Annotated in this window: 27 protein-coding genes; 10 read left to right on the forward strand and 17 right to left on the reverse strand. The window is 71.3% G+C overall.

All coding sequences use genetic code 11. The features are described from left to right. Nucleotides 1–8: 8 nt before the first annotated feature. From J2W45_RS00720 to J2W45_RS00745, 6 genes are all read right to left on the reverse strand, one after another. Complete coding sequence (locus J2W45_RS00720) at nucleotides 9–1,271, reverse strand: AI-2E family transporter (protein ID WP_310128143.1); 1,263 nt, start codon at nucleotides 1,269–1,271, stop codon at nucleotides 9–11. A gap of 85 nt (nucleotides 1,272–1,356) precedes the next feature. After that, nucleotides 1,357–1,845: an SHOCT domain-containing protein gene (locus tag J2W45_RS00725; RefSeq protein WP_310128145.1), complete on the reverse strand. Its 489-nt coding sequence runs from the start codon at nucleotides 1,843–1,845 to the stop codon at nucleotides 1,357–1,359. A gap of 103 nt (nucleotides 1,846–1,948) precedes the next feature. Next, nucleotides 1,949–2,827: an NAD(P)H-hydrate dehydratase gene (locus J2W45_RS00730; protein WP_310128147.1), complete on the reverse strand. Its 879-nt coding sequence runs from the start codon at nucleotides 2,825–2,827 to the stop codon at nucleotides 1,949–1,951. After that, nucleotides 2,820–3,551, reverse strand: a complete 732-nt coding sequence (locus J2W45_RS00735; RefSeq protein WP_310128148.1) for a histidine phosphatase family protein — start codon at nucleotides 3,549–3,551, stop codon at nucleotides 2,820–2,822. Before J2W45_RS00735 ends, J2W45_RS00730 begins: the two co-directional genes overlap by 8 nt. After that, nucleotides 3,548–4,486, reverse strand: a complete 939-nt coding sequence (locus J2W45_RS00740) for a hypothetical protein (RefSeq protein WP_310128149.1) — start codon at nucleotides 4,484–4,486, stop codon at nucleotides 3,548–3,550. Before J2W45_RS00740 ends, J2W45_RS00735 begins: the two co-directional genes overlap by 4 nt. Nucleotides 4,487–4,496: 10 nt before the next feature. After that, complete coding sequence (locus J2W45_RS00745; protein WP_310128150.1) at nucleotides 4,497–5,369, reverse strand: helix-turn-helix transcriptional regulator; 873 nt, start codon at nucleotides 5,367–5,369, stop codon at nucleotides 4,497–4,499. Nucleotides 5,370–5,470: 101 nt separating this feature from the next. On the opposite strand from J2W45_RS00745, the gene J2W45_RS00750 reads away from it, so the two are divergent. Beyond that, entirely contained in the window at nucleotides 5,471–6,247 is a 777-nt protein-coding gene (locus tag J2W45_RS00750; protein ID WP_310128152.1) for an SDR family oxidoreductase, read from the forward strand. Nucleotides 6,248–6,307: 60 nt separating this feature from the next. Here J2W45_RS00750 and J2W45_RS00755 read toward each other — a convergent pair whose 3' ends face one another. Beyond that, nucleotides 6,308–7,396 (reverse strand): DUF998 domain-containing protein, encoded by a 1,089-nt coding sequence (locus J2W45_RS00755; RefSeq protein WP_310128153.1) that lies wholly within the window; start codon nucleotides 7,394–7,396, stop codon nucleotides 6,308–6,310. A 162-nt stretch (nucleotides 7,397–7,558) separates the two neighbouring features. On the opposite strand from J2W45_RS00755, the gene J2W45_RS00760 reads away from it, so the two are divergent. Further along, nucleotides 7,559–9,403: a glycoside hydrolase family 15 protein gene (locus J2W45_RS00760; RefSeq protein ID WP_310128155.1), complete on the forward strand. Its 1,845-nt coding sequence runs from the start codon at nucleotides 7,559–7,561 to the stop codon at nucleotides 9,401–9,403. After that, nucleotides 9,394–9,951 (forward strand): hypothetical protein, encoded by a 558-nt coding sequence (locus J2W45_RS00765; protein ID WP_310128156.1) that lies wholly within the window; start codon nucleotides 9,394–9,396, stop codon nucleotides 9,949–9,951. The genes J2W45_RS00760 and J2W45_RS00765 overlap by 10 nt, the downstream gene beginning before the upstream one ends. A 15-nt stretch (nucleotides 9,952–9,966) precedes the next feature. On the opposite strand, the gene J2W45_RS00770 is transcribed toward J2W45_RS00765, so the two are convergent. Both J2W45_RS00770 and J2W45_RS00775 read right to left on the reverse strand, forming a co-directional pair. Continuing rightward, nucleotides 9,967–10,680 (reverse strand): alpha/beta fold hydrolase, encoded by a 714-nt coding sequence (locus tag J2W45_RS00770; protein WP_310128158.1) that lies wholly within the window; start codon nucleotides 10,678–10,680, stop codon nucleotides 9,967–9,969. A 56-nt stretch (nucleotides 10,681–10,736) separates the two neighbouring features. Then, nucleotides 10,737–11,201, reverse strand: a complete 465-nt coding sequence (locus J2W45_RS00775) for a DUF2000 domain-containing protein (protein WP_310128160.1) — start codon at nucleotides 11,199–11,201, stop codon at nucleotides 10,737–10,739. Between the two features lie 103 nt (nucleotides 11,202–11,304). On the opposite strand from J2W45_RS00775, the gene J2W45_RS00780 reads away from it, so the two are divergent. The 3 genes from J2W45_RS00780 to J2W45_RS00790 all read left to right on the forward strand — a co-directional run bounded on the left by J2W45_RS00780 (nucleotide 11,305) and on the right by J2W45_RS00790 (nucleotide 15,273). Continuing rightward, nucleotides 11,305–11,760: an Lrp/AsnC family transcriptional regulator gene (locus J2W45_RS00780; RefSeq protein ID WP_310128162.1), complete on the forward strand. Its 456-nt coding sequence runs from the start codon at nucleotides 11,305–11,307 to the stop codon at nucleotides 11,758–11,760. A gap of 53 nt (nucleotides 11,761–11,813) precedes the next feature. Continuing rightward, nucleotides 11,814–12,632, forward strand: a complete 819-nt coding sequence (locus J2W45_RS00785; protein ID WP_310128164.1) for an aldo/keto reductase — start codon at nucleotides 11,814–11,816, stop codon at nucleotides 12,630–12,632. Between the two features lie 97 nt (nucleotides 12,633–12,729). Beyond that, a complete protein-coding gene (locus tag J2W45_RS00790) occupies nucleotides 12,730–15,273 on the forward strand; it encodes an ATP-dependent Clp protease ATP-binding subunit (protein ID WP_310128166.1) in 2,544 nt (847 codons plus the stop codon). A 122-nt stretch (nucleotides 15,274–15,395) separates the two neighbouring features. Here J2W45_RS00790 and J2W45_RS00795 read toward each other — a convergent pair whose 3' ends face one another. Next, complete coding sequence (locus J2W45_RS00795) at nucleotides 15,396–16,487, reverse strand: type I restriction endonuclease (RefSeq protein ID WP_310128168.1); 1,092 nt, start codon at nucleotides 16,485–16,487, stop codon at nucleotides 15,396–15,398. A gap of 203 nt (nucleotides 16,488–16,690) precedes the next feature. Between J2W45_RS00795 and J2W45_RS00800 the strand changes: the two genes are divergently transcribed. Continuing rightward, nucleotides 16,691–19,171, forward strand: a complete 2,481-nt coding sequence (locus J2W45_RS00800) for a transglycosylase domain-containing protein (RefSeq protein WP_310128170.1) — start codon at nucleotides 16,691–16,693, stop codon at nucleotides 19,169–19,171. Nucleotide 19,172: 1 nt separating this feature from the next. Here J2W45_RS00800 and J2W45_RS00805 read toward each other — a convergent pair whose 3' ends face one another. Genes J2W45_RS00805 through J2W45_RS00820 form a run of 4 tightly spaced genes read right to left on the reverse strand, consistent with a single transcriptional unit; the run spans nucleotide 19,173 to nucleotide 22,099 of the window. Further along, the gene (locus J2W45_RS00805; protein ID WP_396427046.1) at nucleotides 19,173–20,063 is read right to left on the reverse strand and encodes a 3-methyladenine DNA glycosylase; all 891 of its coding nucleotides are present in this window, start codon (nucleotides 20,061–20,063) and stop codon (nucleotides 19,173–19,175) included. Next, the gene (locus J2W45_RS00810) at nucleotides 20,060–20,668 is read right to left on the reverse strand and encodes an HD domain-containing protein (protein ID WP_310128172.1); all 609 of its coding nucleotides are present in this window, start codon (nucleotides 20,666–20,668) and stop codon (nucleotides 20,060–20,062) included. The genes J2W45_RS00805 and J2W45_RS00810 overlap by 4 nt, the downstream gene beginning before the upstream one ends. A gap of 4 nt (nucleotides 20,669–20,672) precedes the next feature. After that, entirely contained in the window at nucleotides 20,673–21,704 is a 1,032-nt protein-coding gene (locus J2W45_RS00815) for an alcohol dehydrogenase catalytic domain-containing protein (protein ID WP_310128174.1), read from the reverse strand. Next, entirely contained in the window at nucleotides 21,701–22,099 is a 399-nt protein-coding gene (locus tag J2W45_RS00820; RefSeq protein ID WP_310128176.1) for a (deoxy)nucleoside triphosphate pyrophosphohydrolase, read from the reverse strand. Before J2W45_RS00820 ends, J2W45_RS00815 begins: the two co-directional genes overlap by 4 nt. 65 nt (nucleotides 22,100–22,164) lie before the next feature. Between J2W45_RS00820 and J2W45_RS00825 the strand changes: the two genes are divergently transcribed. Continuing rightward, nucleotides 22,165–22,857, forward strand: coding sequence for a DUF1345 domain-containing protein (locus J2W45_RS00825; protein ID WP_310128178.1), 693 nt, complete (start codon nucleotides 22,165–22,167; stop codon nucleotides 22,855–22,857). Between the two features lie 4 nt (nucleotides 22,858–22,861). Here the strand turns inward: J2W45_RS00825 and J2W45_RS00830 are convergent, their stop codons facing one another. Beyond that, the gene (locus tag J2W45_RS00830) at nucleotides 22,862–23,161 is read right to left on the reverse strand and encodes a DUF1905 domain-containing protein (protein ID WP_310128180.1); all 300 of its coding nucleotides are present in this window, start codon (nucleotides 23,159–23,161) and stop codon (nucleotides 22,862–22,864) included. A 65-nt stretch (nucleotides 23,162–23,226) separates the two neighbouring features. Here J2W45_RS00830 and J2W45_RS00835 point away from each other — a divergent pair, with 65 nt between their 5' ends. Next, entirely contained in the window at nucleotides 23,227–23,613 is a 387-nt protein-coding gene (locus J2W45_RS00835) for a DUF7144 family membrane protein (RefSeq protein ID WP_310128182.1), read from the forward strand. Between the two features lie 65 nt (nucleotides 23,614–23,678). Continuing rightward, nucleotides 23,679–24,305 (forward strand): hypothetical protein, encoded by a 627-nt coding sequence (locus tag J2W45_RS00840; protein WP_310128184.1) that lies wholly within the window; start codon nucleotides 23,679–23,681, stop codon nucleotides 24,303–24,305. Here the strand turns inward: J2W45_RS00840 and J2W45_RS00845 are convergent. Then, on the reverse strand, nucleotides 24,299–25,756 hold the full coding sequence (locus J2W45_RS00845; protein WP_310128186.1) for a lipase maturation factor family protein: 1,458 nt from the start codon (nucleotides 25,754–25,756) through the stop codon (nucleotides 24,299–24,301). The genes J2W45_RS00840 and J2W45_RS00845 overlap by 7 nt on opposite strands. A 118-nt stretch (nucleotides 25,757–25,874) precedes the next feature. Further along, a complete protein-coding gene (locus J2W45_RS00850; protein ID WP_310128188.1) occupies nucleotides 25,875–26,417 on the reverse strand; it encodes a cysteine hydrolase family protein in 543 nt (180 codons plus the stop codon). Nucleotides 26,418–26,459 lie beyond the last annotated feature (42 nt).

The raw sequence follows: 26,459 nt of genomic DNA on the forward strand, positions 1-26,459 counted from the left end.
CCGGCCGCTCAGGCGCCGCTCGCGCCCTTGCCGTGCAGCTGCTGCCGTTCCGCCTTCCGCGCCACCGCGTCCTCCTTCATGAGCTCGCGGGTGTGGCGCAGGTCGCCGATGTACGGCCGCCACAAACGGGCCTGCGGGTCGGCGTCCACGAGGACGGCACGTATCAGCAGGGTGATCGGGATGGCGAGGATCGCGCCGATCGGCCCGAGCACCACCGCCCAGAACAGCACGGCGAAGAAGGTGAGGGTCTGGCTGAGCGCCACCGCGTTGCCCACGACCTTGGGCTGGATGATGGACTGCACGACGGCGTTGACGACGCCGTAGATGACGATGATCGCGATCACCGTGCCCCAGCCGCCGGTGAGGAAGCCGAACACCAGCGGGGGGACGAGGGCGACGAAGTACCCGACGTTCGGGATGAAGCTGCACAGGAACGACAGGATCGCCCACAGCAGCGCCGCCGGGACGCCCAGCGCCCACAGCGCCAGGCCGTTGAGGATGCCCTGCACGACGCCGAGCACCGTGGTCACCACCATGTAGCGGCGCACACCGTGCGCGAAGCTGCCCAGGGCGAAGACCAGGTTCGGCCGCGACGGCTCCAGCTGCTTCAGCAGCGTCGGCGTATAGGCGGCGTCGGCCGGCATCAGGATGAGCATGGTCAGCACGACCACCAGGAACGCGGTCAGGCTGAGCGCACTGCCCAGCAGCCCGGAGAAGAAGCCCAGGAACTGCGACGGGTTGAAGCTCGACTTGATCTGCTGCACCTGCTCGGCGCCGAGGCCGATGGTCTGCGCCCATTCGCCCAGCTTGTCCCCGAACTCCTGCAGCTGCGGCTTGTACTGCGGCAGCATGCCGACGAACTGGGCGAGGGCGACGATCAGCAGGCCGATGAACCCGGCGAGCAGGGCGAAGACGGTCAGTGCGACCGCACCCGTCGCGAGGCCGGAGGGCGTGCCGTGACGTTCCAGCCACACGCGCACCGGCTGGGCGCAGATGGTCAGGACGAGCGCCAGCAGCGTGGGCGCGAGGATGCCCTTGATTCCGCCCATGCCCCAGGCGATGACGACGGACGCGGCGATGATCAGCAGGATCTTCAGGGCACGTCCGATACCCGCTCCGGAGCCCTCATCGCTGTCCGGGCCCACGGGAGGCGCCTCCTCCACGCGGGTGCGACCGCGGCGGCGGAAGGGCCAGATCCCGCGTCGGGCGGGTGCCGCGGCGGGGAGCTCGGTCGCGGCGGGTGCGCCGGGGCCTGTCGATGCGTCGGTCATGATGCCTCCCGATCGGTGGTGGCCGCGGCGGCGCCGGACGGCCGGGCGGGAGGATCGGCGCCCTCCCGGCCGTCCGGCAGGCGGATCACACGGTGGGGGCGGCCGGGGGAGCGGTCGGCGGGACCGTCGGTGCGGCTGCGGCCGGTGCGGCCGTGGGTGCGGCGGGGCCGGTGGCGCCGCCGGTGTGCTGACCGGAGAGCGCCCGTGCCTTCAGGTGCGCGAACTCCTCCGGGGTGATGGCGCCGCTGTCGAGCAGCGCCTTGGCCTTCGAGATCTCATCGGCCGGGCTCGAGTGCGCGACCTGGCGGATGTAGTCGTCCGTGGCGGACTGCATCTGCCGGGCCTCCCGCTGGTTCCGCTCGGCCATCCCGGGCCCGCGCGCGATCAGGTAGACCAGCGCGGTGAGGAACGGCACGAAGATCAGGAAGATGATCCACACGGCCTTCCACCACCCGTTCAGCTTGTGGTCGCGGAACAGGTCGCTGATGATCGCGAACAGCGCGAACAGATACGCCACGAAGGCGAAGCTCCAGAAGAAGAGCCAGACGACGCTCCAGAAGTTGCTCCAGTCCATGATGGACTCCCCTCTCCACTCCAGCTCGCATGTCTGGACGTGCGGTGAGAGTAACCCGGCGTGCGTTCACGCGGCTAGTGGGTAATTCCGGAGCGCTCCGGGGTCAGCCGACGGCCTCCAGTTCGGCTGTCAGGCGGTCCACGATCTCGGAGGCCAGGTAGCCCAGGCGGCCGACGCGGGCGCTCAGCGACCGGCCCGCCGCGGCGTGCAGTGCTGTGCCCCAGACCGCGGCCTGCAGCGGTTCCGCGCCCCGTGCCGCGAGACCGGTGATGGCACCGGCCAGGGCGTCGCCGCTGCCCGAGGTGCCGAGCCCGACCTCCCCGTCGCCCACCGTGAGCAGCCGCCCGTCGGGTGAGGCCACCCTCCCGAAGCAGGACACGACCGCCCCGTACCGCCGCGCCAGTTCGCGCGCGTCGGCGTCGAGGTCGTCCGTCTCGCGGCCGAGCAGGCGCGCGGCCTCCTCGGTGTTGGGGGTGAGGATGCGGGGGCCGGTGCCCGCGAGCCGCGGATGCCCGGCGAGCGCTCCGAGGGCGTACGCGTCGAGCACGAGGACGGTGTCGCGCCCGGCCGCCCGAGCGGCGCGGGGGAGCATCCGTGCGGTCTCCGCGGCGTCGTCGAGCCCGGGACCGAGCAGCACCGCGTCCGCCCCGGCGAGATCGTCCGCCGCGGCCCGGACGCCGGCTCCGCGGATACTGCCCGCGGATGTCTCCGGGAGGGGGACGACACCGCTCTCGGGCACGGCGACGGCGACCTGGGCGGCCACCGACCGGCCGACGGCGAGGGTGAGCCTCCCGGCGCCCACGCGGAGCGCCGCCCGGCCGGCGAGCATCGCGGCGCCGGGGGAGCGGAGGGCGCCGCCGACGACGAGCACCTCGCCGCGGGATCGCTTGGAGCCGCTCGGCTCGGGCAGCGGCCAGGACCGGAGCAGCTCGGGCGTGACCTCCTCCGCCGGGGGCAGCGTCCGACGCGCGCGCTCAGGCATCGGTGCGCGCCTCTCCGGGGTGCTCCGTCGACGGCAGCCCCGCGGCGGCCAGGTGGGCGTCGTCGGCGAACGTGCGCAGGCTCCAGCCGCCGCCACCGTCGCCGCCGTCGTTCCGCAGCTCGGTCACCGAGGCGTTGGCGACCGGATGCGTCAGCAGGTGCTCGGCCAGCTGCGCCTCGGTCATGCGCAGCAGCACATAAAGGAACAGGCTCACGACCGCGTCGTGCGCGAAGACGACCACGACGCCGTCGGGACCGCTGTCGGCCATCGCGTCGCGCAGGAACGAGCGGATGCGCAGCGCGACATCCGTCCACGCCTCGCCGCCCGGCGGCCGGTAGTAGAACTTGCCGGTCCAGCGGCGGCGCTCCGCCTCCAGCGGCAGCCGTCGCTCGACGCCGATGGCGGTCAGGCGGTCGAGGATGCCGAGCTCTCGGTCGCGGAGCCGTTCGTCGAGACGCAGCGGCACCTCCTCGCCGAGCGCGAACCGCGCGGTCTGGATCGCGCGCCGGTAGGGCGAGCTGTAGAGCACGGCATCCGCGGGCAGCGCCCCCCGGAGCCGGGCTCCGAGGGCCGACGCCTGCAGCTCGCCGAGCGGCGAGAGGGTCACATCGGGGTCGCGCGCGTCGACGGCGATGACCTCGGCGCCGGCGGCCTCGGCCGCCGCGGCCGCGACGTTCGCCGTGCTCTCGCCGTGACGGATCAGGAGCAGGGTGCGGGCGGTCATGCCGTGGACTGTACGCCCGCCCAGTCGAGCACGCGCAAGGCCCGCAGCGTGATCCAGCGGCTCGGCTCGCCGACGGTCTCCATCGGCACGGCCGGCCGCCCGGGGAGCAGGCGGTCGAGCGACCAGCGGCCGTCCGGCCGTCGCCGGGAGGCCACGTGCGCGACCGCCTCGGCGAGACGGTCGTCGTACGGCACGCCCGCGGTGCGCAGGTGGTCGAGGCCGCGTAGCACGTCGTAGTGCCAGTAGTACGGGAAGGCGAACTCCAGCCACGCGTCGTCGATGATCTCCCCGGTGGTCTTGCGCCGCATCAGGCCGCGCTCCAGCAGGTACTCCTGGCCGCCGCGCAACGGCTCGGCCACATCCGTCGGTCCGCCGGCGTCGCGGTACGCGGCCAGCGCCTCCACGACGCAGATCGTGCTGTGGAACGACCCCGGGTCGTCGAGCGTGTCGGCGTAGCAGTTCCAGCCGCCGTCGGTCTGCTGCCCGTCGAGGAGCTTCCCCAGGATGGTCTCCGACGCGAAGCCGAGCGGCGCGGCGGCGGTGAGCACCCGTCCGTTGATGCACGGCTCGACCTCTCCGTCGAAGAACGGAGCGTGCTCCCACTCCTCGCCCCAGTCGACGCCCTCGGCGGTGCGCGCGGCGGCGGCCCGCGTGCGCTCGCAGTCGGCGCCCAGCAGCACCAGCAGCAGGAGCACGGAGTCCGTCGCATCCCGGTCCTGCGGCTTCCACACCGTGCCGCCCCAGGTGCCGCCGGGATCCTGCGCGTCGAGCAGCTGCGCACCCCAACCGTGGCGCTCGACCTTCTCACGCTCGGCCGCGACCTCGTCCGGGTCGGCCCCCACCACGTCCCGCAGCGTCTGCCAGCGGATGGACGGGTCCCCCTCGAGGAGCCAGCGGACGGTCGCGTCGTCCCGGCTCCTGCCGTTCTCGCTCATGCCGGAGAGGTTAGCCCTCGCCGCCGACATGCGCAGCAGGGGAGCCGCCGAACGACTGGGTTCCCAGCACGCCCAGCAGCGCCAGCTTCTCGGCCGCCTCGCTGCGCGGCGGGGCGGTCAGCACGAGCAGGCACTGCGACTGGTCCTCGGTGAACAGCGCCTGGCAGTCCAGCTCGATCGGACCGAGCTCGGCGTGGATGAGCGTCTTGTGGTCCTCGAACCGGCGGGCGACCTCGTGGCGCTCCCACAGCTCCGCGAACTCCGGGCTCTCGGCGAGCAGCGCGCGCACCAGTTCTCCGGCGCGCGAGCGCGGCCCCATCGCGCCGTAGGCGTCGCGGAGCGAGGCGACCTGTGCGCGGCTCTGGCGGGCGCGGTCCTCCTCCGGGTACTGTGCCCGCGCGTTCTCCGGGTCGGTGAACCAGCGGTAGTACTCGCTGCGAGCCAGGCCCGTGTAGCCGGATCGGTCGCCGAGCAGCGCCACCGCCATCCGGTTCTGCACCAGTGCCTCCCCGAGGTTCGAGAGCACGAGGGCGGGCGTGTCGTCGAGCCGGTCGAGGACCCGCTGCAGCGCCGGGGAGACGTGGGCGCCGCCCGAGAACCGGTCCGGGGTGTTGTGGCCGGCGACCCGGTAGAGGTAGTCGCGCTCGTCGTCGGTGAGGCGCAGCGCGCGGGCGAGCGACGACAGCATCTGCTCGCTCGGCTGCGGGCCGCGCCGCTGCTCCAGCCGCGTGTAATAGTCGGTCGACATGGCGGCGAGCAGGGCGACCTCCTCGCGGCGGAGGCCGGGCGCGCGGCGGCGGGCGCCCTCGCTCAAGCCCACGTCGGACGGGCGCAGGCTCTCCCGGTGGCGACGGAGGAAGTCGGCGAGGGCGGCACGATCCATCCCTCCATGATGCCGCCCCGCCCGGCGGCGAACCAGGGATCGCGGATCCCTGGATGAACGGTCCGCTTCCTCCGCTCCGTCAGCCGCCCGACAGTGGAGGCATGAACATCACAGGGAACACCGTCTTCATCCCCGGAGCCACCAGCGGCATCGGGCTCGCCCTCGCCGTCGCCCTGAAGGAGCGCGGCAACACGGTCATCGTCGGCGGACGCCGCACCGAGCTGCTCGAGCGGATCGCCGCCGAGCACCCCGGCATCGGCACCGTCCGCATCGACACCGCCGACGCCGACAGCATCCGCGAGGCCGCCGCCGAGGTGCTCGCGGCGCACCCGGATCTCAACGTGCTGATCGCCATGGCCGGGATCATGCGCGTCGAGGACTGGCACACGCCGGCCGGCTTCCTCGAGTCCGCCGAGGAGGTCGTCACGACCAACCTGCTCGGCCCGATCCGGCTCATCGCCGCGTTCGTGGAGCACCTCCGGACGCAGCCCGACGCCACCATCGTGACCGTCTCCTCAGGCCTCGCGTTCACGCCGCTGAAGGTCACCCCGAGCTACAACGCGAGCAAGGCCGGCATCCACATGCTGAGCGAGAGCCTCCGCCTCCAGCTGGCCGACACGTCGGTGCGCGTCGTCGAGCTCGAGCCGCCCGCGGTGCGCACGGGCCTCCTGCCCGGTCAGGAGGAGAGCGAGTTCGCGATGCCGCTCGACGAGTTCGTCGCCGAGGTGATGCAGCTCATCGAGACGCAGCCGGACGCGAAGGAGCTGCAGGTCGAGCGCGTCAAGTTCCTGCGCTACGGAGAGGCCCGCGGCGACTACGACCGCGTGGTCGAGGTGCTCAACGCCTCCGACCCGCACGCACGGGACGCAGCGGCCTGAGCGACCGGCCGCGCGGTGCGACCACGGCCGGGCCCGCGGAGCACCGCGCGCCCGGCCGGGTCACCCCCGTGCCCCCGCTCCGCTCACGCGGAGGAACACGGTCAGCCAGCCGAACACGATCACACCGGCGACCAGCTCGGTCGCGGTGAGCACGTAATAGCCGGTGACGAAGAAGACGGCGACCAGCACGATCACGCCGAACGACACGTAACCGAAGACGAAGAACGAGCGCGGCGCACCCGGGAGGGCGGGCCGGACCCAGAACACGAGCAGCGCGAACGCGATCAGCATGCCGACCGCCGACACGTTGTGCAGGATCTGCGACACATCCAGCGGGAACAGCCCGACCCCGGCCAGCAGCACGCCGATCAGGATGAGGCACACGCGCACCCGGAGGAGCCGCGGCCGCTGCTCGGGCTCGACGCCGGTGAGGTCGGTGGCGTAGCGCGCGATCGCCGCCATCATCAGACCCGCGACGATCAGCGTCAGGTTGAACGTCAACGACGAGACCGTGTTCGACATGCCGAGCGCGCTCAGGTGGTACTGCCACCAGTGCGGGTCCGGGGCGCTGAGCATGGCGGCGATGATGCCGACGATCGCGAAGACGGCGAGCACGGTCGACAGCCGCATCAGGTCTATACGGGTCGCCGAGAGGAACACCGCGTAGGCCGTCACACCTACGGCGACCCCCGCCAGCGCGGTCGCGGAGACGGCGTAGACGGTCGCGTCCGTGAATCCGTCGGCGAGCACCGCGCCGAGGGCGAGCCAGCCGAGAAGGGCGATGATGCCGTGCGCGATGCCGATCACGATCGTGTCGAAGACGGCGGAGGCGGTGACTGCCCGGCGCGCCGGATGGTCGCCGGCCGGCTGCCGGCTCGGGCTTCCGCCGAACGGGGTCAGCGCATCCCGGTGCCAGAGACGGCCGACGACGTAGGCCACCACGCCGACGACGCCGGCGGCCAGCGCCGTGAACTGGGAGACCGAGCCGGGGCCGGCGATCGGGAGCGACCGGCCCCAGAAGAACGGCAGCGACGCCAGCGCGCCGAGCACCAGGGCGGCGCCCCCGACCACGATCGCAGCGCCCTCCAGATTGAGCGCGGCGGCGCGTGCCGTCACGCGTTCGGTGCTCCGCTGCCGGGTCTCGGTCATGGCGTCCACCCCTCTTCGGCCGCATGATGCCTCGCGCGGGGTGGCCCGGGCAAGACAGCGCAGATCCGGCCGTGCCGCGCGACCTCCGTGGTGCCTTCCCGCGCTCGCGAGACCGGCGTTAGCATGCGCGCGAGACCGGGTCCCCGGCCGGAAGGGGCGGACATGGAGACGAGAACCAACGGGGACGGGATCCCCGCCATCGACGACCACGGCATGATCGGAGACCTGCAGACGGTCGCCCTCGTCTCCACCGAGGGGAGCATCGACTGGTTCTGCGCCCCGCGGTTCGACTCGCCGTCGCTGTTCGCGTCGCTGCTCGATCCGGAGAAGGGCGGCTACTTCCGCATCCGGGCCGTGGGGGAGCGGATGCGGGTCAAGCAGATGTACTTCCCGCAGACGGCGGTGCTGATCACCCGCTTCATGTCCGAGGACGGCGTCGGCGAGGTGATCGACTTCATGCCGGTGGCGGACGAGCCGACCGTGGCGACCACGAGCCGGGTGATCGTGCGCGGCATCCGGGTGGTGCGGGGGACGCTCGACTTCCGCATCGAGTGCCGCCCGCGGTTCGACTACGGGCGCCGCCCGCACACCGCGACCGCGTCGCGGCACGGGGTGCGGTTCGAGGACGGCGAGACCAGCGCGGCGCTGCACGGCGTCGGCCCGGATGTGCTGGACGGGGACGACGTCGACACGACCATCACGATGGCGACCGGCGACCTGCGGCTGTTCGTCTTCGAGACCGAGCCGAGCGGCGAGCCGCGCGACATCGGTAGGGCGCGCGGGATGCGGCTGTTCCGGGACACGGTGAACTTCTGGCGCGACTGGCTGTCGCGCAGCACCTACACCGGGCGCTGGCGGGAGTCGGTCGAGCGGTCGGCCATGGTCCTCAAGCTGCTGCAGTACGCCCCGTCCGGTGCGCTCGTCGCGGCCCCCACCGCGGCGCTCCCGGAGCAGCTCGGAGGCGTGCGCAACTGGGACTACCGGTACACCTGGATCCGCGACGCCTCGTTCTCCGTGTTCTCGCTGCTTTCGCTCGGCTACACCGAGGAGGCCATCGCCTTCATGCTCTGGGCGGCGGACCGCGCGGTGGAGCAGGTCGGCGAGGCGTCCGGACCGCTCAAGATCATGTACCGGATCGACGGATCGTCGGACCTCGAGGAGATCACGCTCGACCACTTCACCGGGTACGCCGGCTCCCGGCCGGTCCACGTCGGCAACGGCGCGGCCGACCAGCTGCAGCTCGACATCTACGGCGAGGCGATGGAGGCGCTGGCCATCGGCGAGCGCTTCCGGCCGATCGGCAATCCGGGCTGGACCAAGCTCCGCGGCATCCTGGATTGGCTGGCGGAGAACTGGGATCAGCCCGACGAGGGGGTGTGGGAGACCCGCGGGGGTAGGAAGGACTTCACCTACGGCCGCATCATGTGCTGGGTCGCCTTCGACCGCGGGCTGCGCATCGCCCGCGACCGCGGCCTCCCCGCGCCGCTGGAGACGTGGACGGCGGCGCGCGACGCCATCTACGAGCAGGTGTTCACGAAATGCTGGAACCCCGAGCGGAAGGCCTTCACCCAGTACCCGGGCACGGATGTGGTGGACGCCATCACCCTGCTGATGCCGCAGGTCGGGATGATCTCGCCGCAGGACCCGATGTGGATCTCCACGCTCGACGCCATCGGGGAGGAGCTCGTCACCGACAGCCTGGTGTACCGCTACAACCCCGCGGCCTCGCCGGACGGCCTGCCCGGTGCGGAGGGCACGTTCTCGCTCTGCACCTTCTTCTACGTGATGGCGCTGACCGACGCGGGACGCCTCGACGAGGCGGAGTACGCGTTCGAGAAGATGCTCACGTACGGCAACCACGTGGGCCTGTACGCCGAGGAGGTCGACCCGAGCGGTCTCCAGCTGGGCAACTTCCCGCAGGCCTTCACCCATCTGGCGCTGATCCGGGCCGCGATCGACCTGGACGCGGCGCTCGCGACCCGTTCGGCCCGGCGCGCATGGACCTGAACGACTCCGGCGAAGCACCCGAGGGCGCTGTCCGGCGCGAGACGGACATCCACCGCGGCCTGTGGCGGCACTGGGGGTCGCCGGCGGCCATCTACGGAACGATCGTCTACGCGAGCGTCGTGGCCGCGGCCTCCGGCGCGAAGGACGACCAGGCGTCGGCGATCCGCCTGCTGGTGTTCAGCCTCGTCAGCATCGTCGTGTTCTGGCTCGCGCACGTGTACTCCACGGCGCTCGGCTACCACGGCGACGCCGGGCGGGAGGGCGACCGCGTGCGCGACTCGCTGCGCTATGCGCTGCGCGAGTCCGGCGGGATGCTGGAGGCGGCGATCGTGCCCAGCATCCCGCTGCTCCTGGCGGCGCTCGGCGTGCTGCCGGCCGACTTCGGCGTGAACCTGTCGCTGTGGCTCTCGGTGCTGATGCTCGCGCTGCTCGGTTTCTCCGTGTTCTTCGTGCGCGGCCGCTCGCTGCTCGTCTGCCTCTCGGGGGCGGCGGTCACCGGCGCCTTCGGGGTCGCGGTGATCCTGCTGAAGAGCGCGCTGCAGCACTGAGGCGCAGCGACGCGCTCAGCGGTCGGCGAGCTCCGCCAGCAGCGCACCCAGCTCGGACGGGCGCGTGAACATCGGCCAGTGCCCGGTGGGGAGCTCGACCACGTCCAGGCGCTCCAGCCGTCCGACCTCGGCGAGCACGGGCGAGCCGGAGTCGACCCAGGAGCGCAGGTCGGCCGGGGTGAACTCGCACGCGACGATGGTGGCCGGGACCGACCGGCGCCGGGGGTCGTCGGCCAGCTCGATCGGGGTGGTGGGGATGGCGCCGGGCTCCGGCACGGCGCTGCGCCGGAACTCCTCGCGCTGCTCGTCCGTGAGGTCGACCAGGTCGGCGTCCTCGAACTCGTCCCACGGCAGCAGGTCGATCTCGCCGTCGACCGGGGTCAGGTCGCCGGCGATCACGCCGCCGGGGCCGAGCGGCCACGAGTCGACGTAGACCGTCCGCGCGATGCGGTCGGGCCGCTCGGCGGTCGCGGCGTACGACAGCGGACCGCCGCCGGAGTGCCCGACCAGGACCACGTCCCGCTCGCCGGCCCGGCCCACCTCGTCGATCCGCTGCACGATGGCGTCGACCTGGTCGCGGACGTGGATGCTGCCGCGGTCGGTGTCGCCGGGCGCCAGCCCGGGCAGGGTGAGCGGGTGCGCGTGGTGCCCGGCCCGCTCGATGACGGGCGTCACCTCCCGCCATGCGTCGGCGCCGAGCCAGAATCCGGGTACGAGAACGATCTCCATGCGCCGACGGTAGCGCCGGCCGCCGACATCGCGGGAGGCCCGATCGGGCGATCCGGTCAGAGCAGCGGCAGGCGGCCGACGATCCGGTCGACGCGGTTGCGCGGTCCGACGACGCTGACCGCCGCGAGCGGAAGGTCGGGGGAGGCGGTGGCCGCGACGGTCGCGAGGTACTCGTCGTAGACGCGGGTCTGCTGGGCGGCGACCGGCATGTCCGAGACGAAGACGCCCTCCGAGGACTCCGCCTTCGCCCGGATGCCGACGAGCTGTTCGGCCGTCGCGGCCAGCACCGAGCATCCGGCCCAGGGGAGCCCAGGATGCTCGCCGCCGTCCGCATCCACCGCGGCGGACCCGAGCAGGCCGCTCACGTGCGCCTGCGTCGCGGCGGCGACGCAGGCGGCCGCGTTGACCGCGATCCCGGGCGCGAGAGCGGCATCCACGACGATCACCCACTTGAGGCGGGCCGAGCGCGTCGGCGCGGCGGTGTCGATCTCGTCCGGTCGGAAGCCGACGGATTCGGGCATTCAGGTCTCCTTCGTTCGGTCCAATCGAACCGAACCTAGCGAGGATGCGAGCCGCCTGCGCGTGCACCGAATTTCGTTCGGCACAGAGGCTAGGATCGCGCTTATGGACGAACTTGATCGGGCGATCCTGCGTGAACTCCAGTCGGATGCGCGGCGCAGCAACCGGGACGTCGCCGCCGCCGTCGGCGTCTCGCCGAGCACCGCGCTCGAACGCACGCGACTCCTGCGGCGCCGCGGGATCATCCGCGGGGCGGTGCTCGACGTCGACCTCGCCGCGATCGGCCGGCCGGTCCAGGCCCTCATCGCGGTGCGCATCCGTCCGCCGTCGCGTCCGGTGATCGAAGGCTTCCGGGACTGGGTGGCGTCGCTGCCCGAGACGCTCGGCGTCTTCGTGACCAGCGGCAACGAGGACTTCATCATCCACGTCGCCGTCGCGGACAACGAGAGCCTGTACGCCTTCGTGATCGACCGCCTGACGCAGCGCCGCGAGATCGCGGACGTGCGGACCAGTGTGGTCTACGAGCACCTCCGCAACGGACGTCCGGAGCCGGTCGACTGATCGCGCGGCGGGGCTACGATGTGCGGCACCGCATCCTTCAGGAAGGAACCCCCATGCCCGCACTGACCGACACCTTCACCCTCTCCAACGGCGTCACCATCCCCAAGATCGGTTTCGGCACCTGGCAGATCCCGCACGGGTCCGAGACCTACGACTCGGTGCGCACCGCGCTCGACGCCGGCTACCGCCACATCGACACGGCCCGCGCCTACGGCAACGAGGCGAGCGTGGGACGCGCGGTGCGCGACAGCGGCATCTCCCGCGACGAGATCTTCATCACGACCAAGTGTCCCGCCGAGGTGAAGGACGCCGAGGGAGCCCGGCACGCGTTCGAGCGCTCGCTGGCGCTCCTCGACCTCGGCCACATCGACCTGTACCTGATCCACGCGCCGTGGCCGTGGAACGCGATCGGCAGCGACCACCGCGCCGGCAACATCGAGGTCTGGAAGGTCTTCGAGGAGGTCTACGAGGCCGGCAGCACCCGCGCCATCGGCGTCAGCAACTTCGAGGTCGCCGACCTGGAGTCGCTGCTCGGCTCGACCGACGTGGTGCCGCACGCGAACCAGATCCGCTGGTTCGTCGGCAACACGCAGCCGGAGACGACGGCCTTCAGCAAGGAGCACGACATCCTCGTCGAGGGCTATTCCCCGCTCGCGACCGGCCGGCTGCTCGAGAACGCCGACATCCGGGAGATCGCGGAGAAGTACGGCAAGTCGGTCGCCCAGGTCAGCATCCGCTACCTGCTGCAGAAGGACATCCTGCCACTGCCGAAGTCGACGACGCCGGAGCGCATCCGCGAGAACGCGGACGTCGACTTCGAGCTGTCGGCCGAGGATGTCGCCGCCCTCGACGCGCTCGACGCGGGGGAGTGACCGCCCCGGACGCGCATCCCGGCACGACGGAATAAACCAGTCCCTCCTGCGTTGGACTTGAGTGCACAAGGCTCAACTTTCAGAAACAGGAGAACACGTGCCTGAGAACTTCACTCCCGACGGTGACAGCGCCAACTCGTTCGACGAGTTCCTCGCGCGGTACCTCGCGGGTGAGCGTGCGCGTAACGCACGCTCCATCGACATCAGCCGCTTCCTCAGCCGGCGCACCCAGGAGATCCTGGCGGAGGCCGGACGGTTCGCGCTGGAGCACGGCCACAGCGAGCTCGACGCGCTGCATGTGCTGCGCGTGATGGCCGAGCAGGAGCCGGCCGCCGACGCCATGCGCCGCATCGGCGTCGACCCCGCGCGGGTCGCCGAGGCGGCCGAGTCGCGTCTGCCCGCCCCGGGCGACGTGATCCACGCGGACGGCGCATCCATCACCGCCCCGCTCCAGCGGACCCTCTTCCACGCGTACCAGGTGGCGCAGGCCTCCGGTGCGACGTACATCGACCCCGAGCACGTCTTCTTCGCGCTCGTGATCGGCCGGGAAGCCCCGGCCGGCCGCGTGCTGCAGGCCGCCGGCGTGACCCCGGAGGCCCTCACCGAGGCCATGCGCCAGAGCACGACCGTCGGCGGCGGCCAGGCGGGCCCCGAGGCCGCCGAGGACGGCTCCGAGACCCCGATGCTCGACCAGTTCGGCACCGACCTGACCGCTCTCGCGCGCGACGGCAAGCTGGACCCGGTCATCGGCCGGCTCGACGAGATCGAGCAGACCGTCGAGATCCTCTCCCGCCGCACCAAGAACAACCCGGTGCTGGTCGGCGAGGCGGGCGTCGGCAAGACGGCGATCGTCGAGGGCCTGGCCCGCGCGATCGTTGCCGGCGACGTGCCCGAGCAGTTGCAGGACAAGAAGGTCGTCTCGCTCGACCTCGCGGGGATGGTCGCAGGGACCCGGTACCGCGGCGACTTCGAAGAGCGGCTCACCAAGCTCATGGACGAGATCAGCGACGGCAAGGACCAGCTGATCGTGTTCATCGACGAGCTGCACACCGTTGTCGGCGCCGGAGGGTCCGGCGAGTCCGGCGGCATGGACGCCGGCAACATCCTCAAGCCGCGCCTTGCCCGCGGCGACCTGCACCTGGTCGGCGCGACCACGCTCAAGGAGTACCGCCGCATCGAGAAGGACCCGGCGCTGGAGCGCCGCTTCCAGCCGGTGACCGTCGGCGAGCCCTCGATCGAGGACGCCGTGCTCATCCTCGACGGCCTCCGCGCCGCCTACGAGGAGCACCACGGCGTGCGCTACACCGAGGACGCGATCCGCGCCGCGGTGGAGCTCTCCGACCGCTACATCTCCGACCGCTTCCTGCCGGACAAGGCCATCGACCTGATCGACCAGGCCGGCGCCCGGCTGCGGCTGTCGCTCGGCAAGCGGGTGGACTCGTCCGCCCTCATGGAGCGCCTGGCCACGCTGGAGTCCGAGAAGAACTCCGCCGTCGCGGCCGAGCACTACGAGGAGGCGTCGCGCCTGCGCGACGAGATCGAGTCGGTTCAGCGGTCGCTGGACGAGCTCGCCGCCGCACCCCGGGTGGATGCGGTGGTCGGCGAGCCGGAGATCGCCGGCATCGTCTCGCGGGCGACCGGCATCCCGGTGTCCCGCGTCGGCGAGGCCGACCGCGCCCGCCTGGCGCGGCTCGAGTCCGAGCTGCACGAGCGCGTGGTGGGTCAGGACGACGCGGTCGTCGCGGTCGCCAAGGCCGTCCGGCGCAACCGCACCGGCCTCGGTGACGAGCGCCGCCCGGTCGGCAGCTTCCTCTTCCTCGGCCCCACGGGCGTGGGCAAGACCGAGCTGGCGAAGTCGCTCGCCGCATCCCTCTTCGGCGACGAGAAGGCCATGCTGCGGTTCGACATGAGCGAGTTCGGCGAGCGTCACACCGTCGCCCGCCTGGTCGGCGCCCCTCCCGGGTACGTCGGCTACGACGAGGCCGGTCAGCTGACCGAGCGCGTGCGCCGCAACCCGTACTCGGTGGTGCTGTTCGACGAGATCGAGAAGGCCCACCCGGACGTCTTCAACCTGCTGCTGCAGGTGCTGGACGACGGGCGCCTGACCGACGGCCAGGGCCGCACGGTCGACTTCCGCAACACGGTGGTCATCATGACCTCGAACCTGGGCTCGGAGTTCCTCGCCAGCCGCAGCGGAGCCCTCGGCTTCGTACCGGCCGGCTCGGACGGCTTCGCGTCGGAGAAGGACATCCGCGACCGCGTGATGGGCAAGCTCCGTGAGGCGATGCGTCCGGAGTTCCTGAACCGCATCGACGAGATCGTGCTGTTCCGCAAGCTCGACGCCGTGCAGCTGCGCGACATCGTCCGCCTGCTGCTGAACGCGACCGCCTCCCGGCTGGCCGCCCGCGACATCGCCTTCGAGGCGACGGATGCGGCGGTCGCCTGGATCGCGGACACGGGCTACGAGCCGGAGTACGGCGCCCGCCCGCTCCGCCGCGTGATCCAGCGCGAGGTCGACGACCGCATCGCCGAGCTGATGGTGAGCGGCGAGCTCGCCGAGGGCGGCCGCGTGATCGTGGACGCCGAGGCCGGCGACCTGCGCGTCGCCGCCGCCCCCGCGGCGCTCCCCGTCGCGGCGTAACCCGCCCCGCCTCACCCGCCCAAGCGCCGGCCCTGCCCCAGGGCCGGCGCTTTCGCGCATCCACCATCAAGGGGCGCACACGCCGTTGTCCCCCCTCAATGTCGCCCCCTCGATGGGTCAGATCAGGCGTAACGCCGGACTGTCTCCCTGATGTCGTCCGCGAAGCGGTAGATCTCGTCCAGCGACGCGATCTCGTGCCTCGTCTCGTTCTTGTCTTCGTCGAAGAGTCCCAGGTACTTCTTGGACTTCCCGTTGAAGTGGAGCCGCGCAACGGGCTTGCGATTGTTGTCGTCCAGCAGGACGGCGAAGTACGACTTCGAGTCGCGCTGCGCCACCCGCTGTGGCTTAACCTCGCTGCAGGCGATCGCCTTGACGATCTGGTAGCCCTCGAGCTCCTCGAGGGTCGTCTCGATCTCCGTGTCGCGATTGAGGTCATCATCGGCGGCGGGCTGACTGGTCACGACCTCACCCGGTGCCGCATCCGCGGTTGCGTAGCTGGATCCGCCCAGCGCCGACTTCAGCCGCTCGTTGGCCTGATCGTTCAGGAACTGCTTCGTCGCCTTGATCACCAGCGGGGCGAACTGCTCACGCACCCGTGCGGTGATGGAGCCGTCATAGACGCGGCTGATGAAGAACCGGATCCACTCGTCTTCGGGCTCGCGGAACTGCGCAGAGAGGGCTCGCTTGATCTGTCCGATGTACTTCAGCTCGCCTGCGGCGTTGATCACCGAGTCGAGGTCGAAAGCGTCCTTGGTGAGCTTGCGCAGCTCGGGAATCAAGGTCTCGTCGATATCGAGCAGGTCGAGAACCAGGAAGGGCTTGTCGTCCATGCGGTTCGGCGCGTCGAGGTCGGTGTAGAACTGGTACACCTGGCCGTTCGTCAGGACGGCGACTCGAGCGTTGGTCACAGCGAAGTAGCGGTAGAGCTGTGAGGCGTTCTCGATGGTCAACGGCTCCGTCGACTTCTTCGCCTCGATGAGCATCTGCACTTCGCCGTCGCGGACGATCGCATAGTCGATCTTCTCGCCGCGCTTGATGCCAACATCGGCCGTGAATTCAGGCACGACCTCCAGTGGGTCGAAGACGTCATATCCCAAGACGTTCGAGATGAACGGCATCACGAAAGCGTTCTTGGTCGCTTCTTCTGTGTGAATCGCTTCGCGCTGATTGGCGACTTTCTGCGCCATCGCCGCGAGGACTTCTGCAAACTCCATTGAATCTCCCGAGTGAGTGTCGTCTCAGACATTAGCGATTGGCCGCTCAGACAGCGGCAGACCCTACTGGCGTCCCACCCGAACTGGGGTCAAAGTCCACGTGGATGCGTCGGCCGCGGGGATGTGCGCATCCTGAACATCTGCGAAGCGACGCACATGCAACCCCCTGTTGCCGCCCAGAAAGGCCTGGTTGCCTGGAGGGCGTGCCCGAATCCGATCGATCCCGCCTGCCCGCACGCCTGGCCGCCCTCGATGAGCGGCTCGAGCCCGTCAAGCGCTTCGAGCTGAAGCCCGCACGCACCCGCGGAGGGCTGATCGCCCAGTTCCTGGGCCTCGCCCTGGTCGCCGCCGTGCTCAGCTCGCTGTTCCTGCTGCCCGGCTTCCTGGGAGTCGGCGCAACAGCGGCCGCCGGCGTCAACGACTTCAATGCGCTGCCGGCCGACCTGCACATCCAGCAGTTCGCGCAGAACTCGACCGTCTACGCCAAGCAGGGCGGCCAGGATGTGCCCATCGCCACCTTCTTCGCGCAGAACCGGCAGGACGTCTCGTTCGACCAGATCGCGCAGACCATGAAGGATGCGACCGTCTCGGCCGAGGACCCGCGCTTCTACACCGAGGGGGCCGTCGACATCTGGGGCACGCTGCGCGGCGCCGTCGCCACCGTGGCCGGGGGAGACGTGCAGGGCGGCTCGTCGATCACGCAGCAGTACGTGAAGAACGTCGAGGTCGAGAAGTGCGAGGCTCTGACCAGCCAGAAGAAGGTCCAGGCGTGCTACGCGGATGCGGCCGGCGTCACCCTGCAGCGCAAGGTGCAGGAGATGCGCTACGCCGTCGAGGTGGAGAAGAACTACAGCAAGAAGGACATCCTCACCGGTTACCTCAACGTCGTCGGCTTCGGCGGCCAGGTCTACGGCGTGCAGGCGGCCGCGCAGTACTACTTCGGCACGACCGCCGCGAAGCTCGACCTCGCCCAGGCTGCCACGCTCGCGGCCATCCTGAACAACCCGGCGAATCTGCGGATCGACGAGCCCGACAACAAGGACAACGGCGCCGCCAACGGCTACGCGCTGACCAAGGCGCGCCGCGACTACGTGCTCGACCGCATGTACATCACGCACACCATCACCAAGCAGCAGCGCGACGAGGCGAAGGCCACGAAGATCACGCCGACGATCACGCCGACGACCCAGGGATGCGCGGCCGCGCAGCAGTACAACGCCGCCTTCTTCTGCGACTACGTGCGCGACGTCATCCTGACCGATCCGGCCTACGGAGCGACCGCGGACGACCGCCTGCAGACCCTCAACCGCGGCGGACTGAAGATCTACACGACGCTCAACCTCGACCTGCAGCAGGTCGCGCAGGCGTCGCTGAGCAAGTACATCCCCGGATCCCGTCCCGGCATCGACCTCGGCGCGTCCAACGTCGCGCTCGAGCTGGGCACCGGGCGCATCGTGACGATGGTGCAGAACCGCGCCTTCAACAACACGGACACGCCCATCGACGGCACGACCGCGGTGAACTACAACACGGACGAGGACTACGGAGGCTCGCAGGGCTTCCAGACCGGATCGACGTTCAAGGCGTTCGACCTGGCGGCGTGGCTGGAGGCGGGCCACAGCCTGTACGAGACGGTGAACGCATCGCAGCACCTGTTCCCGACGTCCGACTTCACAAACACCTGCGCGAACATCGACGGTCCGGCCTGGCCGGTCACCAACGACGAGGGCTCGGCGAGCCGCCTCTCGGTGATGTCCGCCACAGCGGAGTCGGTCAACACCGCGTTCGCGGAGATGGGCACCAAGGTCGACCTCTGCTCGATCGTGAACGCCGCGAAGGGGCTCGGCGTGCATCCCGCGTCGAAGAGCAACCCGTGGGTGCAGACGCCGTCGATGATCCTCGGCGTCAACTACATCTCGCCGCTCACCATGGTCACCGCCTACGCCGGCATCGCCAACAACGGCACGGTGTGCACCCCGATCGCGATCGACCGCGTGGTCAACGCCGACGGCACCGACCACAAGGTCAGCAAGACGACCTGCACCCAGGGGCTGAAGCCCGACATCGCGGCGGGCGTGACGTACGCCCTGGAGGGCGTGATCAAGGGCGGCGGCACCGCCGCCAGCGCCAACCCGTACGACGGCGTCCCCATCATGGCGAAGACCGGCACGACCGACGACTCCCTCGAGAACTGGCTGATCACGTCCACCACCAAGGTCGCGACGGCAACCTGGGTCGGGAACGTGTCGGGGCAGACGCCGCTCCGCTCGCTTTACTTCAACGGGGTCGGCGGCGGCAACGTCAAGTTCTCGATCGCGAAGCCCATCCTGAAGGCGGTCAACGCGCTGTACGGCGGTTCCGACTTCACCGAACCGACCGACGCCGTGCTCTACGGCAGCCAGATCACCATGCCGGACGTCACCGGCAAGCAGCCCGACGTCGCGCAGAAGCTGCTGGACGGACTGGGCCTCGACGTGACCGTCGACCCGAACCCGGTGCCGAGCGACCAGCCCGCTGGAACGGTCGCGGCGAGCGACCCGGCGGCCGGCGCATCGCTCGAGGACGGCGACTCGGTGACGCTCACCGTGAGCAACGGGCAGGGCGCGGCCGCCTCGACCAACCCGGCACCCGGCGGCGGGACCACGCCGACACCGAAGCCGACCGGCAAGAAGAAGGGCGGCTGAGCTAGGCGGCGGCCTGCTCCACGCCCGGCCAGATGTCGAGGATGCGCGCCCGCAGCGCGTTCGACCGCTCGGCGAAGGCGCGCTGCCGGCGGACGTACTCCGCCTTGCCCTCGGCGGTCTCGATCGCGACCGGCTCGGCGCCCCACGGCCGCATGTCGTACGGCGACGCCTGCATGTCGAGCAGCCGGATGTCGCGGGCGAGCTCGAACGCGTCGAGCAGCACCTCGCCGGGCACCAGCGGGCCGAGCTTCATCGCCCACTTGTAGACGTCCATCCCGGCGTGCAGGCAGCCCGGCTGCTCCAGCTCCGGCTGCGTCTCACGGGTGGGCGCGAACCGGTTGAGCGGCACCGCGTCGGACGTGAAGAAGCGGAACGCGTCGATGTGCGTGCAGCGCAGCTCGTGCGACTCCACCACGGCGTCCGTCGCCTCCCGCCCGAGCCGCAGCGGGACGGGATGCCGGTGCTCTTCCTGCCGGTACACCATCGCCCACTCGTGCAGCCCGAAGCAGCCGAACCGTCCTGGCCGCGACGCGGTGGAGCGGAGGATGCGCTCGACGGTCCGCAGCAGCGGCGCCTTCTCCGCCTCCATGGCGGGCCGGTCGACGACGAGCGAGCCGGTGGATGCGCCGGGCGCGTACCAGCGCCAGGACGCGCGCGCGTCGCCTGCCGCGTCGGCCAGTTCGACACCGGCGCCGGGATGCCAGCGCCGCAGCTGCGCGGGCGAGTACGAGTAGTAGGTGAAGAGGAAGTCCCACACCGGGTGCTTCTCGCCGCGGGCCGCCCGCGCCCGATGGTCCGCCGTGAGCGCGTCGGCCCGCTCGGCGTGGGCGCGCTCGCGCTCCCGCCACACGTCGGCGGAGAGCACGACGGGGGCGGGGGATACGGCGATCACCCTTCGAGGATACGTTCCAGCGGGTTGTCGCGGAGCTTCCGCTGCACGCCGCCGTCGACGAGGCGGCGCGCCGAGGTGCCGGGCTTCCGTTCGGCCTGGTCGGCGACGCACGCGCCGAACTCGGCCGCGAGCTCGAGCCGCGGGTAGGCGGTGAGCACCTCCCGGCGGAAGTCGAGCGGCAGGTCGTCGGCGCGGGCGCCGGAGATGTCGAGGGCGGTGGCGATCTCGAGCAGGTGGCCCTCCGCATCCATCGCCGGGTCGACCTCGGGCCAGTTGTGCCGCACGATCACCTCGTGGGCGCGGACCCGGCGCTCCGGCTCCCACCCGGCGCCCGCGGTCAGCGCGATCGCGACGTGACCGGCGGCGTCCTCGTAGGCGAGCGTCGCGTTGTCGAACTCGGGCACGATGCCGAGGTCGTGCAGCAGGGCCGACACGAAGAGCAGCTCGTGGTCGGCGTCGAGGCCGCGCAGCACGGCGAAGCCTTCGGCCCACAGCCACGACCGCTCCACGTGGTTGAGCAGCGAGGGCGTGTGATACGTCGTCGCGATCTGGACGGCGGCGCGGGCCGCGGCCGTGTCCGGGCGTTCGAAGTCGGAGATGCGCATGTCCTCATCCTGCCGGATGCAGCACCGCGATGCCCGTCGGGGGCGCGGAGTCGGCGGTCTCCAGCAGCCGCGCGGCCTCGGCGAAGCCGACAGAGCGGCCGACGAGCTCCTGCGGGCGCAGGCGGCCGGCGGCGACCAGGTCGAGCATGGCGGGGTAGTCGGCGGCGGCCATGCCGTGACTGCCGAGCACGTCCAGCTCCCAGGCGATCACGCGGCCGAGCGGCAGCTCGGGGACGGCCGAGGCGAGCAGGCCGACCTGCACGTGGCGGCCGCGCCGCCGGAGCGACCGGATGCTCGACGACGCTGTCTCCGCGGATCCCACCGCGTCGATCGAGGCGTGGGCACCGCCGTTCGTGAGCTCGGTCACGAGCGCGGGCGCCTCCCATCCCGCCGGGACGGTGCTCTCGGCCCCGAGCCGCGCCGCGAGCTCCAGCGCGGCGGGGGCGCGGTCGACCGCGACGACGCGCGCACCGAGGGCGGCCGCGATCATCACGGCGCTGAGGCCCACTCCGCCGGCGCCGTAGACAGCGAGCCATTCCCCGGGCTGGATGCGTGCCCGCGCCGTGACCGCGCGGTACGCCGTCGCGAAGCGGCAGCCGAGGCTCGCCGCCGCGTCCGACGAGAGGCCGTCCGGCACGCGCACCAGGTTCGTGTCGGCGGCGCGCACCGCGACCAGCTGCGCGTGCGACCCCCACTGCGTGAAGCCCGGCTGCGTCTGCCGCGGGCACACCTGCGCCTGGCCGGAGAGGCACCACTCGCACTCGCCGCAGCCGTTCACGAACGGCGCCGTGACCCGATCGCCGGCGCGCCAGCGGGTCACGCCGCGGCCGACGGCCTCGACCACGCCCGCGAACTCGTGGCCTGGAACGTGCGGCAGCGCGACGGAGTCGTCGTGGCCCGCCCAGGCGTGCCAGTCGCTCCGGCACAGCCCCGACGCCTCCACCCGGATGACGGCGCCGCCGTCCGGCACCGCCGGGTCGGCGAGCGTGCCGACCTCGACCGGCCCGCCGAAGCGCTCGTAGTACAGGGCCCTCATACGACCTCCCGGGTCAGGACGGCGACCGCGGCGAGGTCCGCCTCGGCCCATTCCAGCGTGCTCAGGTGCTCGAGGGCGACCCAGCGCAGTTCGTCGTGGTCGGTGCTCGCGACCGGGACGTCGCCGTCCAGCCCGCAGGCGTAGCAGGCCAGGTCGATCGGCCGGCCCTGGGCGCGCGTCGTCACCGTGCGGTCGAGCAGAGCCCCGACGTGGATGCGCACCCCGAGCTCCTCGGCGATCTCGCGCTCCAGCGCGGCCTCCGGCGTCTCGCCCGCCTCCACCTTGCCGCCGGGGAACTCCCAGCGCCCGGCGGCGTCCTTGCCGGGCGCGCGGCGGCAGGCCAGCACGCGGTCGCCGTCGCGGAGGACCGCGGCGACGACGAGGAGGGGCTGCACCCCTCCATCCTGCCCTGCGCCCCGCGCTACCCGGGAACGCGGCGCGGCACCGCTAGCATCCAGGTATGTCGCAGAGCGCGCCCGTGCGGCGGCCGGTGGTCGTCCTGGGCCTCGTCGCGAGCCTCCTGGCCCAGCTGGCGATGATCGTCGTCGGGGTGTGGCTGGTCGTGCTCTCCGAGGACGACGCCACGACGCTGGAACTGCTCGCCACCTGGTGCGGGATCGGCACGCTCTACCTCGTCGTCGTGCTGATCGTGCTGGGCCGTGTGGCGCGGCGGCCGGCGCTGTCCGATGCGCGGCCGGCCCGGTGGGAGACCAGCCGCATCGCCCGCCTGATCTCGATGGTCGCCACCATCCTCTCCAGCCTGATCGGCCTCACCGCGGCGATCCAGGTGCTCGCCCTGCACAACGACCCGCAGATCGGATCGGTCACCGATTTCGTCGGGGTGTGGTCGATGCTCCTCGCGTGGGGGTTCCTGCACTGGGGCTTCTCGCAGATCTACTACCAGCGGTACTTCGCGGCCCCGGAGCCGATGCTGCGCTTCCCGCATCCCGAGGGCACGCCCGCGCCGGTCCCGCGTTTCGTCGACTTCGTGTACTTCGCCTACACGCTCGGCACCACGTTCGCCGCCTCCGACGTCGAGGTGCTGGCGACGCGGATGCGCTGGACCATCGTCTGGCACTCGGTGCTCAGCTACTTCTTCAACGGCCTGATCATCGTGCTCGCCCTGAACACGATCATGTCGGGGACGCGCTAGGGCGTCAGAGCAGCGTCTCGACGCCGATCCGCACCCGGTCGCCGAGCTCGACGCCCTCCGCGCGGCGCACCGCGCCCTTGATCGGGACGACATAGCTGCCGTCGGCCTGCGGGAAGATCGACGTCGACCAGCGCGAGCCGCCCAGGGTGACGACCACCTTCACGGAGTCGAACCCGGCCGGTGGATGCGGCTGCAGCCGGATCTCCTCCGACACGTCCGGCGGCAGCTGCGCGAACACCCACAGCTCGCGGCGGGACGCCCAGCGGAACAGCTCCGCCTCGAACTCGTAGCGATAACCGGCCATATCCGCCAAGCTACCGGTGAAGCGCCCGGGCGAGAAGCGCCCCGCGGCGGAGCGGAGGACACGGCATGGCGGCACGTCCCGGATCGGTCACGTTCGTGGCCGTCCTCACCTACATCAACGGCATCCTGAACATCATCGGCGGCGTGATCCTGCTGATCACCCGCGATCAGATGGCCGGCCCGAACGGCGGCTCGGTCGCCGGCATCACCACGGCGGCCATCATCTCGATCCTGCTCGGCATCATCGTCGTCATCGTCGCCCGCGGCCTGCTGCGCGGCAGCCCGGGCGCGCGGACGGTGGTCACCGTCGTCATGGTGATCGACATCCTGAACGGCGTGCTCATGCTCTTCACGGGCCAACTGGCGAGCGGCATCGTCCAGATCCTCTGGTCGCTGCTGATCATCGTGCTGCTCTTCACCCGCCGGGCGAACGGGTTCTTCACAGGCCGCTGAAAGCGTCCCGCCATCGGACAGAATGGGAGGAGGCGGCACGACGGCCGCCCCATCCGAGGAGTCCCATGCGCTGGCCGAAGCGGTTCCGCAAGCGCGTCGAGAAGACGACGCGCACGCGGCCCTTCGACGAGCACGCCCTCCCGGAGCCCGCGACGCCCACCCTCGAGCAGTCGGTCGAGGAGGGCATGCTGCTCGCGGAATACGCCACGCGCATGTCGGTGAAGAACCACATCGTCGTCGACACCATCCAGTACGGCAACTCGTACGACCCCGCGCTGCACGCCATGGAGGCCGCGGCGATGCTGCGCGAGCTCGCGTCCGAGCAGGGCGTGGCGGCGGGCCGCATCGAGGAGGAGCTGGAGGCGGCCGAGAAGCTGAGCGGCGACGCCGAGCACCCCCACGACTACCGCCGGGTGGATGCGGACAACCTGCGGTTGCGCCGCGACGCCGCGATCGCGCTCGCCGCGGCCCTGCGCCGGAAGGCCGACTCCGAGGAGGAGTTGCTGGCGCTGGTCGAGCGCGGCCGGCAGGACGCGTGGGACGAGGTGGGGCGCGCCATCGAGGCGGGCCTCGACGCCTTCTCGGGCGCCGAGGCGCTGAAGGCCGACTACGAGCGCGAGAAGCCGGCGCGGCTCCGGCTGCTGATCTGGCGCGACCTCGCCCGGCTGGAGGAGGAGCGCACCGGCTACTGACCGGAGCGCAGGCTCACCGGCGGCACGAGCTCGCCGACCTCCGACCGCACCCACACGTCCCCGGTCTCGCGTTTCTCGGCGTGCGTGCTGAACCGGTAGAGGAACATCCGCGCCCGCACGGCGCGCGGCGCCCGACCGCCGAACGGGTCGCACCGGAGCAGCTTCAGCGTCGGGCCGTCCGCCTCCAGCAGCCGCAGCAGCAGCACCTCGAACCAGGGCGAGTCGCGCGAGCCGAGCGCGAGGAACCACATGAGCCAGTCCAGCCGCAGGTGGTACGGGGCGAACTGGCGCGGCACCCGGCGCGGGTCGCCCGGCTTGCCGCGGAAGCCGTACTCCTCCCACCGCGCCTCCGGGTCGTACGGGTCGTCGGCGGTGCCCTCCACCACGACCTCGTAGCGCTCCTTCGTGACGCTCCCGAACGCGCCGTAGGCGTTCACCAGGTGCCAGCGGTTGAAGGAGGCGTTCATCAGCTGGCGGCGTGCGAACAGGTTCCGCAGCGGCGGCCAGCTCAGCACGACGAGGAACACCGTCACGGCGACCGCCACCACGGCGTACCAGAGCGGCACGGTCTCGGCACCGAAGCGGCCGACGTCGGCGCCGCCCAGCAGCCAGGACCAGACGCCGTCGCTCACCCCGGCGAAGCACAGCACGATGGTGATCCAGTTGAGCCAGGCGAAGTTGCCGGTGAGCACCAGCCACAGCTGCGTCAGGATCATGACGGCCGCGGCGATGCTCGCCACCGGCTGCGGCGCGAACAGGAACCACGGCACGATGAGCTGGGCGAAGTGGTTGCCGAGCACCTCCACCCGGTGCCACCACTTGGGCAGCAGGTGCGCGGTGCGGCTGAACGGGTTGGGCATCGGCTGCGTCTCGTGGTGGTAGTACAGCGCCGTCAGGTCGCGCCACGAGCGGTCGCCGCGCATCTTGATCATCCCGGCGCCGAACTCCAGGCGGAACACCAGCCAGCGGATGAAGAACACGATCGTGATCGGGGGAGCGGTGTCCCACGCCCCGAGGAAGGCGACGACGAAACCCGCCTCGCAGATCAGGCTCTCCCAGCCGAATCCGTAGAAGGTCTGCCCGACGTTCACGATCGAGAGGTAGAGGAACCAGACGATCAGGAAGACGGGGACGAACACGTACGTGGGCGCGAGCTGCACGACGCCGAGCACGATCAGGGCGGAGAGCGCCGCGCCCGTCCACGCCACGGCCCGGAGCAGTCGGTCGGAGTACCGCCAGCGGAACAGCGTCGGCTGCTTCCGCGCGTACGGGTGCCGCAGGAAACGCCGCACCGGGAGCAGGCCGTGCTCGCCGAGCAGGGCGGGGAACTGGTTCACCGCGGAGACGAACGCGACCAGGTACAGCGCCGCGACACCCCTCTCGAGGATCTCGCGGGCGATCGTGTAGTCGTCGCCGGCCAGCCATGCGGTCAGCCATGCGGGGACTTCCATCGACACCACCCCGATCGTCGGAACGGGTTCACCGTACGCCGACAGCCGGATCGGGACGAGGCCCGGACCGGGCACTGGACGGGTGTCGCGCCGTGCCGCGCCGAGTGTCTCGCCGGGGTCAGACCGGAACGGACGCCGCCGGCTCCGCCCCGAAGAGCTGCCCGGGGTAGCGCAGCCCGTCGAAGTAGCGGTTCGTGTGCGCGACGATCTGCTCGCCCGAGATCTCGACGCCGTCCCACTCCGTGTCCGTCGTGGTGTGGGCGTCGGAGACGAGCGTCACGTCGAAGCCGCGCACGGCGGCGCTCTGCGCGGTGGTGCGGACGCAGTAGTCGCTCTGCGCGCCGGTCACGACCAGCCGACCGACGTCGAGACGCTCGAGCACCTCATCCAGGTCGGTGTCGGCGAACGCGTCGCGGTAGTGCTTCAGGATGCGCGGCTCGCCCTCCGCGGGAACGAGGCCGTCCGCCAGCTCCCACGCGGTGGTGCCCTGCTCCATCCCGTCCTCCTCGTGCTGCACCCAGACGACCGGCGTGCCTGCGGAACGGGCCCGGTCGACGAGCCGCACGACGCGGGCGAGCACGCCCTCGGCGTCGAAGCAGCCGGGCAGCACGCCCTTCTGCAGGTCGATCACGAGCAGGGCGGAAGGCACGATGTCGGTCACGGTCCCATCCTGCCAGGGGGAGGCTGGGACGCGTCGTGCTTC

It is taken from the genome of Leifsonia shinshuensis (genome assembly GCF_031456835.1).
Classification (GTDB): Bacteria; Actinomycetota; Actinomycetes; order Actinomycetales; family Microbacteriaceae; genus Leifsonia; species Leifsonia shinshuensis_C.

Excerpts from the sequence above, each read along its gene's own strand:
- J2W45_RS00740 (WP_310128149.1), bottom strand. The coding sequence starts at position 4,486 with ATGAGCGAGAACGGCAGGAGCCGGGACGACGCGACCGTCCGCTGGCTC.
- J2W45_RS00840 (WP_310128184.1), top strand. The coding sequence starts at position 23,679 with ATGCGCTGGCCGAAGCGGTTCCGCAAGCGCGTCGAGAAGACGACGCGC.
- J2W45_RS00780 (WP_310128162.1), top strand. The coding sequence starts at position 11,305 with ATGGACGAACTTGATCGGGCGATCCTGCGTGAACTCCAGTCGGATGCG.
- J2W45_RS00845 (WP_310128186.1), bottom strand. The coding sequence starts at position 25,756 with ATGGAAGTCCCCGCATGGCTGACCGCATGGCTGGCCGGCGACGACTAC.
- J2W45_RS00830 (WP_310128180.1), bottom strand. The coding sequence starts at position 23,161 with ATGGCCGGTTATCGCTACGAGTTCGAGGCGGAGCTGTTCCGCTGGGCG.
- J2W45_RS00795 (WP_310128168.1), bottom strand. The coding sequence starts at position 16,487 with ATGGAGTTTGCAGAAGTCCTCGCGGCGATGGCGCAGAAAGTCGCCAAT.
- J2W45_RS00750 (WP_310128152.1), top strand. The coding sequence starts at position 5,471 with ATGAACATCACAGGGAACACCGTCTTCATCCCCGGAGCCACCAGCGGC.
- J2W45_RS00775 (WP_310128160.1), bottom strand. The coding sequence starts at position 11,201 with ATGCCCGAATCCGTCGGCTTCCGACCGGACGAGATCGACACCGCCGCG.
- J2W45_RS00785 (WP_310128164.1), top strand. The coding sequence starts at position 11,814 with ATGCCCGCACTGACCGACACCTTCACCCTCTCCAACGGCGTCACCATC.
- J2W45_RS00825 (WP_310128178.1), top strand. The coding sequence starts at position 22,165 with ATGTCGCAGAGCGCGCCCGTGCGGCGGCCGGTGGTCGTCCTGGGCCTC.
- J2W45_RS00765 (WP_310128156.1), top strand. The coding sequence starts at position 9,394 with ATGGACCTGAACGACTCCGGCGAAGCACCCGAGGGCGCTGTCCGGCGC.
- J2W45_RS00755 (WP_310128153.1), bottom strand. The coding sequence starts at position 7,396 with ATGACCGAGACCCGGCAGCGGAGCACCGAACGCGTGACGGCACGCGCC.
- J2W45_RS00735 (WP_310128148.1), bottom strand. The coding sequence starts at position 3,551 with ATGACCGCCCGCACCCTGCTCCTGATCCGTCACGGCGAGAGCACGGCG.
- J2W45_RS00725 (WP_310128145.1), bottom strand. The coding sequence starts at position 1,845 with ATGGACTGGAGCAACTTCTGGAGCGTCGTCTGGCTCTTCTTCTGGAGC.
- J2W45_RS00760 (WP_310128155.1), top strand. The coding sequence starts at position 7,559 with ATGGAGACGAGAACCAACGGGGACGGGATCCCCGCCATCGACGACCAC.
- J2W45_RS00730 (WP_310128147.1), bottom strand. The coding sequence starts at position 2,827 with ATGCCTGAGCGCGCGCGTCGGACGCTGCCCCCGGCGGAGGAGGTCACG.
- J2W45_RS00720 (WP_310128143.1), bottom strand. The coding sequence starts at position 1,271 with ATGACCGACGCATCGACAGGCCCCGGCGCACCCGCCGCGACCGAGCTC.
- J2W45_RS00745 (WP_310128150.1), bottom strand. The coding sequence starts at position 5,369 with ATGGATCGTGCCGCCCTCGCCGACTTCCTCCGTCGCCACCGGGAGAGC.
- J2W45_RS00810 (WP_310128172.1), bottom strand. The coding sequence starts at position 20,668 with ATGCGCATCTCCGACTTCGAACGCCCGGACACGGCCGCGGCCCGCGCC.
- J2W45_RS00815 (WP_310128174.1), bottom strand. The coding sequence starts at position 21,704 with ATGAGGGCCCTGTACTACGAGCGCTTCGGCGGGCCGGTCGAGGTCGGC.
- J2W45_RS00835 (WP_310128182.1), top strand. The coding sequence starts at position 23,227 with ATGGCGGCACGTCCCGGATCGGTCACGTTCGTGGCCGTCCTCACCTAC.
- J2W45_RS00770 (WP_310128158.1), bottom strand. The coding sequence starts at position 10,680 with ATGGAGATCGTTCTCGTACCCGGATTCTGGCTCGGCGCCGACGCATGG.